The organism is Stenotrophomonas sp. 78350_Sma (genome assembly GCF_056482105.1).
In genome coordinates this window covers 3,500,325-3,511,768 of the sequence record NZ_CM151182.1, presented here as the reverse complement: position 1 = coordinate 3,511,768, position 11,444 = coordinate 3,500,325, and the positions used below count along the sequence as shown (strand labels likewise).

At 67.8% G+C, this 11,444-nt stretch carries 11 protein-coding genes; 5 read left to right on the top strand and 6 right to left on the bottom strand.

The features are described 5' to 3' along the window. Positions 1-45: 45 nt before the first annotated feature. A complete protein-coding gene (locus ACZK4H_RS16345; protein WP_099555299.1) occupies positions 46-3,573 on the top strand; it encodes a hybrid sensor histidine kinase/response regulator in 3,528 nt (1,175 codons plus the stop codon). A 528-nt stretch (positions 3,574-4,101) separates the two neighbouring features. Here the strand turns inward: ACZK4H_RS16345 and mdtD are convergent. The 5 genes from mdtD to ACZK4H_RS16320 all read right to left on the bottom strand — a co-directional run bounded on the left by mdtD (position 4,102) and on the right by ACZK4H_RS16320 (position 8,724). Further along, positions 4,102-5,511, bottom strand: a complete 1,410-nt coding sequence (gene mdtD / locus ACZK4H_RS16340) for a multidrug transporter subunit MdtD (RefSeq protein ID WP_088430823.1) — start codon at positions 5,509-5,511, stop codon at positions 4,102-4,104. Positions 5,512-5,603: 92 nt separating this feature from the next. After that, positions 5,604-6,686, bottom strand: a complete 1,083-nt coding sequence (hemE, locus tag ACZK4H_RS16335) for a uroporphyrinogen decarboxylase (protein ID WP_099555303.1) — start codon at positions 6,684-6,686, stop codon at positions 5,604-5,606. Positions 6,687-6,712: 26 nt separating this feature from the next. Then, the gene (locus tag ACZK4H_RS16330; protein WP_099555305.1) at positions 6,713-6,952 is read right to left on the bottom strand and encodes a WGR domain-containing protein; all 240 of its coding nucleotides are present in this window, start codon (positions 6,950-6,952) and stop codon (positions 6,713-6,715) included. Between the two features lie 120 nt (positions 6,953-7,072). Further along, on the bottom strand, positions 7,073-8,185 hold the full coding sequence (gene aroB / locus ACZK4H_RS16325; RefSeq protein WP_099555307.1) for a 3-dehydroquinate synthase: 1,113 nt from the start codon (positions 8,183-8,185) through the stop codon (positions 7,073-7,075). Then, on the bottom strand, positions 8,182-8,724 hold the full coding sequence (locus ACZK4H_RS16320) for a shikimate kinase (protein WP_099555309.1): 543 nt from the start codon (positions 8,722-8,724) through the stop codon (positions 8,182-8,184). Before ACZK4H_RS16320 ends, aroB begins: the two co-directional genes overlap by 4 nt. A 98-nt stretch (positions 8,725-8,822) precedes the next feature. On the opposite strand from ACZK4H_RS16320, the gene ACZK4H_RS16315 reads away from it, so the two are divergent. After that, complete coding sequence (locus ACZK4H_RS16315; protein WP_005410663.1) at positions 8,823-9,026, top strand: dodecin family protein; 204 nt, start codon at positions 8,823-8,825, stop codon at positions 9,024-9,026. 6 nt (positions 9,027-9,032) lie between these two features. On the opposite strand, the gene ACZK4H_RS16310 is transcribed toward ACZK4H_RS16315, so the two are convergent. After that, positions 9,033-9,860 (bottom strand): kinase, encoded by an 828-nt coding sequence (locus ACZK4H_RS16310; protein ID WP_099555311.1) that lies wholly within the window; start codon positions 9,858-9,860, stop codon positions 9,033-9,035. 40 nt (positions 9,861-9,900) lie between these two features. Here ACZK4H_RS16310 and pdxH point away from each other — a divergent pair, with 40 nt between their 5' ends. Genes pdxH through ACZK4H_RS16295 form a run of 3 tightly spaced genes read left to right on the top strand, consistent with a single transcriptional unit; the run spans position 9,901 to position 11,314 of the window. Next, positions 9,901-10,500: a pyridoxamine 5'-phosphate oxidase gene (gene pdxH / locus ACZK4H_RS16305; protein WP_099555313.1), complete on the top strand. Its 600-nt coding sequence runs from the start codon at positions 9,901-9,903 to the stop codon at positions 10,498-10,500. Continuing rightward, a complete protein-coding gene (aac(6')-Iz, locus tag ACZK4H_RS16300) occupies positions 10,497-10,958 on the top strand; it encodes an aminoglycoside N-acetyltransferase AAC(6')-Iz (protein ID WP_099474498.1) in 462 nt (153 codons plus the stop codon). The genes pdxH and aac(6')-Iz overlap by 4 nt, the downstream gene beginning before the upstream one ends. Next, a complete protein-coding gene (locus tag ACZK4H_RS16295; protein ID WP_099555315.1) occupies positions 10,955-11,314 on the top strand; it encodes a YqfO family protein in 360 nt (119 codons plus the stop codon). Before aac(6')-Iz ends, ACZK4H_RS16295 begins: the two co-directional genes overlap by 4 nt. The last annotated feature ends 130 nt before the right edge of the window (positions 11,315-11,444 follow it).

Sequence of the window (11,444 nt, the reverse complement as noted above, 5' to 3'; positions counted from 1 at the left end):
CGCCCGCGGCGCGGGAATCATCAGGGCAGCGTGAGGAGGCAATCGGTGGTGTTTCTGCGGGCGGCGATGCTGCTGCTGATCCTCCTGTGCGGCCTGTCACCCGCTGCCGCGCAGCCGGTGCCACCGAGCCCGCGCCAGGTGACGGTGTTCGACGGCCTGCCGTCCAATACCGTCAACCGCATGGCTGAAGACCGCTACGGCTACCTCTGGATCGCCACCAACGACGGCCTGGCCCGTTACGATGGGCGCAACTACCGGATCTGGCGTTCGGAGGATGGCCTGCGCGACAACCGCATCTGGACGGTCCTGGTCGATGCGCGCAACCAGCTCTGGATCGGGACCGAGAACGCGGGCCTGGTACGGATGTCGGCCGACCGCCGCCAGCTGCATTTCTACGACCGCAGCAGCCAGCCGTTGATGGGGACCAATACGGTCTGGAGCCTGGCGACCACGCCGGACGGTGCGATCTGGTTCGGGACCCACGAAGGTGGGCTGTACCGGCTGGACAGCCAGGACCGCCTGCAGCGTTTCCTGCCGGAGGCCAACAATCCACGCAGCCTGCCTGCCGCCTCGGTGCCGTATCTGGCTACCCTGGCCGATGGCAGCCTGTGGGTCGGCACCAAGCATGGCGTGGCGCGCTGGACGGGCACCGACTTCGAGCGGGTCGGCACGGATGTCATTCCCAGCCTGTTGATCAACGGGTTGACCAGCGAACCCGATGGCAGCCTGTGGATCAGTACGATGGCCGGTGCCACGGTGCGTCGCCCCGACGGGCGTTTTGAATCGCCGCCATGGAAACTGCCGCCGGGCGAGCAGGTGCTCGGCATGATGCTGCGCGATGAGCAGGGCGGGCATTGGCTGGATACCCGTACCGGGCTGGGCCGGGCCGTGGATGGGCAGTACCAGACCGTTCCGCTGTACAGCGCCGTTGCGCGCGGGCCGGTGCGCCCGAACTGGACGGGCGCCTACGAGGACCGCGAAGGCGGCATCTGGTTGGCCAGTACCAATGCCGGCCTGTGGCACCTGCTGCCGCGCTGGTGGCAGTTCTCGGTGCTGTCGCGATTGGAGGATGACGCCGGTTCGCTGCGCAATGCCTTCGTGCTGGGCACCAGCCCTTCCAGCAATGGCGGCATCTGGACCGTTGGCAGCCACGGGGCGCTGGACCGGTTCGATCCCAGGACCGGCAGGATCGAGCAGCACCGCACCTGGGTCAATGGCATGTACTGGCTGTCCTCGGTACGCGAGGATCGCCGTGGCCAGGTCTGGATCGGCTCGACCGATGCGTTGCTGCGCTATGACCCGAAGCGGCGTGACCTGCGTCGCTGGGGCCGTGATGCCGGGGCCGACGCAACCATGGAAGGGGTCATCGAGTCGATGATGACCTGCGACGGCGACAGCCTGTGGTTGATGTTGCCCGCAGGCCTGCAGCAGCGTGACCTTGACGGTCGCCTGCGCCGCCAGCTGGACAACGGCCAGCGCGGCCTGCAGCAGGGCCAGCTCAACCTCGATGTGGAATGCGGGCCGCAGGACCACATCTGGCTGGCCAGCAGCCGCGGCCTGCTGCAGTGGCTGCCGGAAAGCGAGCGCTTCCAGCCGGTGCCGGGTGCGCCGGCGACGGCGATCCATGCGTTGCACGTTGGGCGCGATGGCCAGGTCTGGTTGTCGGAGGATGGCCGCCTGTCGCGCTACCGCTGGAGCCAGGGGCGGCTTGAACGGCAGGCTGTGGTCGGCGCGGAGCAGGGTTACCCGGCGATTTCCGCGTCCGGGCTGGTGGTCGACGCACAGGGGGTGGCCTGGGCCACCAGTGCCCGCGGCCTGGTGCGGGTTGGCGCCGATGGGCAGAGCGTGCGCCTGTACGGCGTGCACGACGGCCTGCCCAGCCAGGAGTTCCGCGAGCACACGTTGACGATGTCCGGCGATGGCCATCTGGTGGCCGGCACCCCGGCCGGCGTGGTGGTGTTCGACCCGGAACAGGTGCGACCCTCGGTGCGGCGTGCACCGTTGGTGATCGAGCGGGTCGAAGTCCGCCGCAACGAGCAGGTACTCGACCTGACCCACGACACGCCCTTGCAGATTGCCGATGGTGACCGTGACCTGCGCATCGTCGCGCGACTGTTGTCGTTCGCCGATTCGGCTTCCAACAGCTACCGCTACCGCCTGGCCGGCTACGACCCCGATTGGGTGGAAGTGGGACCGGCCGGTGAGCGCCTGTTCTCGCGCCTGCCGCCGGGCAGCTACCGTCTGGAAGTACAGGCGCGTTCCGCAGACCATGTCTGGTCTCGGGTGCAGAGCCTGGAATTCCGCGTACAGCCACCGTGGTGGCGCAGCCTGTCCGGGCTGCTGGTACTGGCCTCGATCGCGCTTTTGCTGACCAGTTGGTTTGCCTGGTTGTATCGCCGCCGCCTGCAGCGGCGCCATGCCTATCAGCTGGCGCTGCACAAACAGGAACTGGCCGAACAGGCCTCGGCGGCCAAAACCCGCTTCCTGGCCAATCTCGGCCACGAAATCCGCACGCCGATGACCGGCGTGCTCGGCATGAGCGAACTGCTGCTGGCCTCACCTCTGGACCCGCAGCAGCGCGGCTACACACAGTCGATCCGGCACGCCGGCGAACACCTGCTTCACCTGGTCAACGATGCCTTGGACCTGGCACGTATCGAGTCCGGACGGCTGGAACTGCAGTCCAAGCCGTTCGCGCTGAGCTGCCTGCTGCAGGACCTGGCCGCGCTGATGGGACCACTGGCAGCGCAGAAGGGCCTGCGCTTCACCCTCGACAACCAGCTTCCGCCGGGCTTGCAGGCGACCGGCGATGCGATGCGCGTAAGGCAGATCCTGCTCAACCTGCTCTCCAACGCGGTCAAGTTCACCAGCCGCGGAACCATCACCCTGCATGCGCGCAGCGATGGCGAGCTGCACGCGCTGCATTTCGAAGTGCGCGACACCGGGCCGGGCATCAGCCAGGAACAGCAGCAGCGCCTGTTCCGTCGTTTCGAGCAGGCCGACGGTGCCCGCACCGCTGCGCAGTACGGTGGCAGTGGCCTGGGCCTGGCCATCTGCCGTGAACTGGCGCAGGCGATGCAGGGGCGTATCCAGGTGGAGAGCCAGCTCGGCCGCGGCACGTGTTTTGGCGTGACCCTGCCGTTGCCGCTGGTGGTCGATGCCAGCGCAGAGGCCGAGGGCGAAGCGCACCGCGAGGATGTGGCCAACATGCCGCCGTTGCGCGTGCTGCTGGTCGAGGATGATGCAACCGTGGCTGATGTGGTGCGCGGGTTGCTGAGTGCGCGCGGGCACGAGGTCGTGCATGCGGGGCATGCGCTGGCGGCACTGCGCGAGGTCAGCGCCGGTGATTTCGACGTCGGCCTGCTGGATCTTGACCTGCCGGGCCTGAGTGGCTTCGAGCTGGCCCAGCACCTGCGCAACCAGGGCTACATGCTGCCGCTGCTGGCAGTGACCGCGCGGACGGATCCGGACCTGCAGCAGCAGGTGGAGGCGGCTGGCATCGGCGGTTTCCTGCGCAAGCCGGTGACCGGTGAGCTGCTGGTGGAAGCGATCGCCAGGGTCATGGGCAGGTAGGGTTTATTGCAGGGCTTGCAGCCCTGCACCTGCAGAATCAACGTCAACGCAACGTCAACGCAACGTCAACGCAACGTCAAAAGCCTGCATTCCGTGGGATGGCGGGGTGGGTCCGGTAGCGGGGGACGCTGCAAGTACGTCCATGTAAGCTCGGTCGCCGCATCCATGCGGCTCACGCCCCCGCAACCGGACCCACCCCGCCTTCGACAGAATCCTGCGATCTGCAGTAGATCCACGCCATGCGTGGATGCGTTTCGATCTCAATTCGAAGTATTCGATTTCGATGGAGATTCATCCACGCATGGCGTGGATCTACTGGCCACCGGGAAACTGTCGACGGCGGGGTGCTGTGGGTTTGCGGGGTGTGAGCCGCATGGATGCGACGACCAAGCCCCCATGGACGGGTTCACGGCGGCCCCGCAAACCCACAGTACCCCGCCATCCCACGGAATGCCTGCTTTTGCCGTTGCTGTTGCCTTGGCTTGAAGCCTCTGCAGGTGCAGGGCCGCAGGCCCTGCCGAACCACCCTCACTCCGCGACGTGCTCGACCTGCCGTGGCTCCGGCTTGGTATCGGGCAGCTGCCAGAAGATCATCGTCGAGGTCAGGGTGATCGCGCCGACGCACAGGAAGGTGGCGTGCAACGCGGCAGTCGCGCTGTTGCCGTCCAGGTGGTTGCCGAACGCGGCCAGTAGGCTGCCGGCCGCAGCAGCACCGAAGCCGGCCGCGAGCATCATCACCATCGACAACAGGCTGTTGCCGGAACTGGCGAACTCGCGGTCCAGGTCACGCAGGGTCACGGTGTTCATCACGGTGAACTGCAGCGAATTGACCGCGCCGAAGAACGCCAGCTGCAGCAGGCGCCAGGCCAGGTGCTGGCCGGGTGTCATCAGGATGAAGCTGGCCATGGCCAGGCCTACCAGCACGGTGTTGACCATCAGCACGCGACGGTAGCCGTAGCGCTCCACCAGTTTCACTGCCAGTTTCTTCGAGACCATGCCAGCGGCGGCCACCGGCACCATCATCAGGCCGGCGTTCATCGGGCCCAGGCCGAGGCCGACCTGCAGCAGCAGCGGGATCAGCATCGGCATGGCGCTGCTGCCGATGCGCGAGAACAGGTTGCCGAGAATGCCGATGCGGTAGCTGGGTACGCGGAACAGCGCCAGCGAGAACAACGGCGCCGTCGAATTGGCAGCGTGCAGCCAGTAACCCACCAGTGCCGCCAGGCCTGCAACGGTCATCAGCATCACCAGTGCATGTGGCGTACCGAGCCCGGAGATGCCGTCCAGCGCCAGTGACAGCACCACCATCGCGAAGGCCAGCATGATGTAGCCACGCAGGTCGAAACGGGTGCGATGGCTGGCGTAGTGGTCGGGCATGATCTTCATCGCGGCGATGAAACCGATCACGCCGATCGGCAGGTTGATCAGGAACACCCAGTGCCATGAGGCGATCTCGACCAGCCAGCCGCCCAGCGTGGGACCGATCAGCGGGCCGACCAGGGCCGGGATGGCGATGAAGCTCATCGCGCGCAGGAAATCCTCGCGCGGCACCGAACGCATCACCGCCAGCCGGCCGACCGGCAGCAGCATGGCACCGCCGATGCCCTGCAGCACGCGCGCACCGACCAGCTGGTGCAGGTGCTGGGCCAGCGCGCAGGCCAGCGAGCCGAGGGTGAACAGGATGATCGCCACCAGGAAGGTACGGCGGGTGCCGTAGCGGTCGGCGATCCAGCCGGAGGCGGGGATGAAGGTGGCCACTGCCAGCGCGTAGCTGAACACCACCGACTGCATCTGCAGCGGGCTTTCACCCAGGCTGGCGGCCATCGCCGGCAATGCCGTGTTGACGATGGTCGAGTCCAGCATCTGCATGAAGATCGCCAAGGACACCAGCCACAGCAGGGGGCGCTGGCGGTTGTAGGTCGATGGCGATGTGGACATGGGGTGCGGCCGGTGCAGCGTGGGGGCTGCCATGATCGCGCACTGCGGGTCACGGCGCGATCAACATCGCGCCGCAACCGTATGCCGAATGCTCAGCGCTGGCTGTGCGCGTGCACCGCGTCGACCAGCACCTGCACGTGGGCCGGGTCCATGTCCGGCGACATGCCGTGGCCGAGGTTGAATACATGGCCCTCGCGCGAACCGCCATTTCCCGCGGCATAGGTGTCGAGCACGCGTGCTGCAGCGGCGGCGATCGCATCCGGCGAGGCGTACAGCGTGGTCGGGTCGAGGTTGCCCTGCAGGGCAACGCGACCACCGGTGCGGCGCATGGCCTCGTCCAGGTCCAGTGTCCAGTCCAGGCCGAGCGCATCGGCGCCGGTCTGCGACAGTGCTTCCAGGTGCAGGCCGGTACCCTTGCCGAACAGGATCAGCGGCGTGCGCTCGCTGCCTTCGCCACGCTCCAGGCCCTGCGCAATCCGCTGCAGGTAACGCAGCGAGAACTCGCGGTACATCGACGGCGACAGCACGCCACCCCAGGTGTCGAACACCTGCAGCGCCTGCGCACCGGCCGCGCGCTGCGCGCCGAGGTAGGCAATCACCGCGTCGGTGGTGACCTCCAGCAGGCGGTGCAGGGCCTGCGGATGGTTCAGTGCCATCGCCTTGATGCGCGCGAAGTCCTTGCTGCCGCCGCCTTCCACCATGTAGCAGGCCAGCGTCCACGGGCTGCCGGAGAAGCCGATCAGCGGTACCTGTCCGTCCAGCTCGCGGCGGATCAGGCGCACCGCGTCCATCACGTAGCCCAGGTCCTGTTCCATGTCCGGCACCGCCAGCTTGGCGATGGCCGCTTCATCTCGTACCGGGTGGCGGAACTTGGGGCCTTCGCCTTCGACGAAGTACAGCTCCAGGCCCATCGCATCGGGAATGGTGAGGATGTCCGAGAACAGAATGGCCGCGTCCAAGGGGAACCGGCGCAGCGGCTGCAGGGTGACTTCGCAGGCGATCTCCGGATTCTTGGCCATGGCCAGGAAGCTGCCGGCCTTGGCCCGGGTCGCACGGTATTCCGGCAGGTAGCGGCCGGCCTGGCGCATCAGCCAGACGGGGGTGCAGTCCACCGGTTCGCGGCGCAGGGCGCGCAGCAGGCGATCGTTGCGGAGAGGGCTGGTCACGATGGGCATTCCTTGGACGAAAGTTGGCAGCGGCGTCAGTCGCCGTGCGAAAGGATCTGGAAGCCGCGATGCAGTTCGGCATCGCGGGCCTTCTCGAAGGCATGGCGGGCTTCGTCGGCCTGCAGGAACAGCTCGCGCCGCAGCTGCGACCGGCTGCCGACGCGGCCGCTCTCGCGCAGCAGCTCCCAGCCGCCGAGCAGGTCCGGCTGCAGGCTCAGGCGCAGGAAGCGCGGTGCCTGCGCACCGGCGTCGGGATGTTGCAGGTAGACGTGCATGGGCCGATTGTAGCGGGGCCAGGGTGACCCCGGCCGCAACGCGGTAGTGCCGACCGCTGGCCGGCAACCTCGTGAATCGTCCCCGGTAGCGCCGGGCCATGCCCGGCGAGCGCGGAAAGGTCAGCCCGCGCCCAGCACCTTCAGCACCGCCGCTTCATCCACGTCCGGCACCACTTCGGCGCGGCCCATGCCGCGCCACAGCACCAGGCGCAGGCGGCCGGCCACGTTCTTCTTGTCCAGCCGCATGCGGCCGAGCAGGGCCTTCGGGTCCAGTCCGGCCGGGATCGCCACCGGCAGACCGAGGCGTTCCAGCAGCGCCTGCAGGCGCGCGCGGTCGGCATCATCGGCCAGGCCGAGGTCGGTGGACAGCTTCGCGGCCAGTACCATGCCCACCGCCACCGCCTCGCCATGGTTCAGCGCATCGCGGCCCGGAGCCGAGTAGCCCTGCTCGGTCTCGATGGCATGACCGAAGGTGTGGCCCAGGTTGAGCAGGGCACGCTCGCCCTTCTCGAACGGATCGCGTTCGACGATCGCAGCCTTGTGCCGGCAGCTGCGTGCGATGGCTTCGGAGAGCACGTTGTCTTCGCCGGCGACCAGTGCATCGGCATGCTGCTGCAGCCATTCGAAGAACACCGCGTCACCCAGCGCGCCGTACTTCACCACTTCGGCCAGGCCGGCACGCAGCTCGCGCGGCGGCAGGGTAGCCAGCACGCGGGTATCGGCAATGACCGCACGCGGCGGATGGAATGCGCCGACCAGGTTCTTGCCGGCCGGGATGTCGACCGCCGTCTTGCCGCCCACCGACGAATCGACCATCGCCAACAGGGTGGTTGGAAGCTGCACGCAGTCCACGCCGCGCATCCAGCAGGCCGCGGCGAAACCGGCCAGATCACCGACCACGCCACCGCCGAGGGCGAACACGCAGGCATCGCGGGTGGCGCCGAGCGCGGCCAGTGCTTCGATCGCGCGGCCGAATTCGGCCAGGGTCTTGGAGGCTTCGCCCGCGGCCAGCACGTGCTCGCCGACGATCAGGTCGGGGCGTGCGGCCAACAGCGTCTGCTTCACGGCATCCAGATAGCGCGGGGCCACTTCGCTGTCGCTGAGCAGCAGCACATGGCGACCGCGCACATGTGAGGCAAGCGCGGCGCCGTCAGCCTGGGCACCGGCGCCGATGGTGATGGTGTAGGGGCGGTCGCCGCCAACGGCGACCTGCAGCAGGGCGGGGGAAGTCATGCAGTCAGGTCCTGGCGCTGCCATTGCGTGGCCAGCTTCACCACCAGGTGGGCGGTTGCGTCGGCAGCGGTGTACGGGTCGGTATCAAGGGTGAGGTCGGCCAGTTCGCGGTACAGCGGGTCGCGGTGCGCGGCCAGATCGTGCAGCACCTGCTCGCGGTCCGGGCGCTGCAGCAGCGGCCGGCCCTTGTCGCGGGCCAGGCGCTCCAGCTGAGCAGCCACGCTGACCCGCAGGTAGACCACGAAGCCGCGTCGTGCGATCAGCGCACGGTTGTCCGGATCCAGCACCGCGCCGCCACCGGTGGAGACCAGCTGGCCGCGGCCTTCCAGCACACGCGCAAGCGCCTCGCGTTCATGGCTGCGGAAGCCGGCTTCGCCGGAGTGCTCGAAGAGGGTCGGGATGCTTGCGCCGGCGGCATCGACGATGGCCTGGTCGACATCGACGAAGTCCAGCGTGAAGCGCTCGGCCAGGCGGCGGCCGATGCAGGTTTTGCCGGCGCCCATCGGGCCGATCAGGATCAGGTTCGGAGCAGGATTCATGCCCCGTGATGCTAACACCTCCGTGTCCCGACCTTTACGTTCTTCACGTCAGGGTAGGCGTTCCTGCGGGGTCTCCCGCGCCAGCCGGAGTACAGGCCATGACGGTCGCCAAGGTCATCGAAATCACCGCCTCCTCGCCGAAAAGCGTGGAGGACGCCGTGCGCAGCGGGCTGAAGAAGGTCTCCGAGACGGTCAAGGGCATCCAGGGCGCCTGGGTGAACGAGACCAAGGTGGTCACCAATGGCAGTGGCGAGATCACCGAATGGCGGGTCAATCTGCGGGTGACCTTCCTGGTGGAATAGGCGCGCTCAGCGCACGTCCTGCACTTGGCGCTGGCCGTCCAGCACCACCACGTGGTCGGCCAGGGCGGGCAGGGCATGCAGCGCCTGGCGGCTGACCCGCTCGTAGTACTGCACGAAGCGCTCCAGCTGTGGCCGGCTCATGCCGTGCCGGCCCGGCTGCGCGGCCTGCAGGTTCTGCTCCTGCTGCCAGCGCCAGCGCGGCACCACTGAAAAATCCGGTGGCTGCAGGAACCACAGGCGGTCGCAGCGCTGCCACAGTGCCGGGTAGTCGCGAGCCAGCGCCTGGTTGCACCAGCGCCGCCAGCGGCCATCGGCGTCGGCGTCGCGTTCCAGCGCGTTCAACGGGCTGTCCAGCGCGTCGTCATCCTGTGCGGGCGTGCCCAGGAACCAGCCTTCGAAGACCAGCAGGTCCAGCGGTTGCTGCAGCTGCGGCCATTGCGCTTCGGGCAGGCGTTCATCGGCCAGCTTGTCGAAGCGCGGCATCGCGAAAGGCTGGCGTGCGGCCACGGCGTCCAGCACTGCGTGGGCCAGCGGCAGATCATGGGTGCCCGGCGGGCCGCGGGTGATCAGCAGAGGGTGCACCTGGCGGGCCAGCCGCTGGCGCTGTGCGCGGGTCAGGTAGACATCATCGACCGACAGCGTGGCCGCGTTCAGACCGCGTGACTGGGCGCGCGCCACCACCTGCGCGGCCAGCGTCGATTTGCCGCTCCCCTGCAGGCCGCTGATCGCCAATACTGGAACCGCTGCACCGCTGCCCAGTGCATCGTCCAGCACCTGTTCGGCCAATGTTTCGGGGAATCCTTTCACCTGGGGCATATACGCAGCAGCGGCCATGCAGCCACAATAGCCCAATCCGTGTGAGAAGAACGCAATCATGAGCGACCTGTACGCCGAAGCCCTGTCCACGTTTGCCGGCCTGTTCGACGAGGCCAAACAGAGCCGCGAGGTCGAGCCGAACGCGATGACCGTGGCCACCGCTGATACGCAGGGCCGTCCCTCGGCACGTACCGTGCTGCTGAAGGCGTTCGACGAGCGTGGTTTCGTCTTCTACACCCACCTGGACAGCCACAAGGGCCAGGAACTTCATGCCAACCCGCAGGCCGCGCTGTTGTTCCTGTGGCGCAGCCTGCGCGAAGCCGGCATCCAGGTGCGCATCGAAGGCCGTGTCGAGCAGGTTGCCGACGCCGAAGCCGACGCCTATTTCGCCAGCCGTCCACGCATGAGCCAGATCGGCGCCTGGGCCTCGCAGCAGTCGAAGACGCTGGCAACGCGCGAAGAGTTCGACGCGCGCGTTGCCGAGGTCGAAGCCCGCTTCGAAGGCAAGGACGTGCCGCGCCCGGACGGCTGGAGCGGCCTGCGCGTGGTGCCTGACCGCATCGAGTTCTGGTACGGCGCGCAGTTCCGCCTGCACGAACGCTGGTGCTATGAAGCCGGCGCCGAAGGGCGCTGGAGCAAGCGCCTGCTGTACCCGTGATCGCCAGCGCGCCCACGATCCGCCAGGCCACGCCGGCCGATGCGGCCGCATGGGCGCAGTTGCGTCTCGTCCTGTGGCCTGATGCCGATGATCCGCTGGAGGAACTGACGCAGTCGCTGGCAGATGCCGAAGGTGCTGTGTTCTTGGCCTGTGCCGCGGATGGCGAGACGGTTGGTTTCGCTGAAGTGCGCCTGCGCCATGACTACGTGAACGGTACCGAGTCTTCGCCGGTGGGGTTCCTGGAGGGCTGGTACGTGCAGCCGCAGTGGCAAGGCCGCGGCGTCGGCCGCGCCCTGCTGGCGGCGGTGCAGGCGTGGACGCGCGATGCGGGCTGCCGCGAACTGGCTTCGGACAGTCGCGTGGAAGACGTGCAGGCTCACGCCGCGCATCGGGCCTGCGGCTTCGAAGAGACCGAACGGGTCGTCTATTTCCGCATGCCGCTGGAGCCATCGGCGTGAATCGCCTGCCGCTGTACCGCGTGGTGGTGTTCGTGCCGTCGGCAGCACTGGGCGCGGTGAAGCAGGGCATCCTGGCGGTGGATGCGCTGGCGGCCGGCGACTACGAGCACGGCATGTGGTGGTCGGCGCCGGGCTTCGAACAGTTCCGCCCGCGCGTGGGTGCGTCGCCCGTACAGGGTGAGGCGGGGCGCACCGAAGTTGTCGACAGCGTACGCCTGGAATTCTGCCTGCCGCGCGATCCGCAGCGGCTGCAGCGCATCTTCGAACAGGGCATCGTGCCGCATCATCCGTGGCAGGTGCCTGGCGTGCAGGTGGAGGAAATCGAGCTTCTGCTTACCGACGCACGGCGGTTGTAGAGCCGTGCCATGCTCAGATGCTGCTCCGACGCATGAGGCAGTCGATCAGGCCTCGACTCCACAAGAGCAGGCTGTCGCAAATGGACCGGATTGCTTCATCTGCGAGCAGGCCCATAACCGGCACACTCCG

Bases quoted from the DNA above. Each gene is read 5' to 3' on its own strand.
- mdtD (WP_088430823.1), bottom strand. From the start codon at position 5,511: ATGTCCACATCGCCATCGACCTACAACCGCCAGCGCCCCCTGCTGTGG.
- ACZK4H_RS16330 (WP_099555305.1), bottom strand. From the start codon at position 6,952: ATGCACGTCTACCTGCAACATCCCGACGCCGGTGCGCAGGCACCGCGC.
- ACZK4H_RS16320 (WP_099555309.1), bottom strand. From the start codon at position 8,724: ATGAATCCTGCTCCGAACCTGATCCTGATCGGCCCGATGGGCGCCGGC.
- pdxH (WP_099555313.1), top strand. From the start codon at position 9,901: ATGAGCGACCTGTACGCCGAAGCCCTGTCCACGTTTGCCGGCCTGTTC.
- hemE (WP_099555303.1), bottom strand. From the start codon at position 6,686: ATGCCCATCGTGACCAGCCCTCTCCGCAACGATCGCCTGCTGCGCGCC.
- ACZK4H_RS16315 (WP_005410663.1), top strand. From the start codon at position 8,823: ATGACGGTCGCCAAGGTCATCGAAATCACCGCCTCCTCGCCGAAAAGC.
- ACZK4H_RS16310 (WP_099555311.1), bottom strand. From the start codon at position 9,860: ATGGCCGCTGCTGCGTATATGCCCCAGGTGAAAGGATTCCCCGAAACA.
- aroB (WP_099555307.1), bottom strand. From the start codon at position 8,185: ATGACTTCCCCCGCCCTGCTGCAGGTCGCCGTTGGCGGCGACCGCCCC.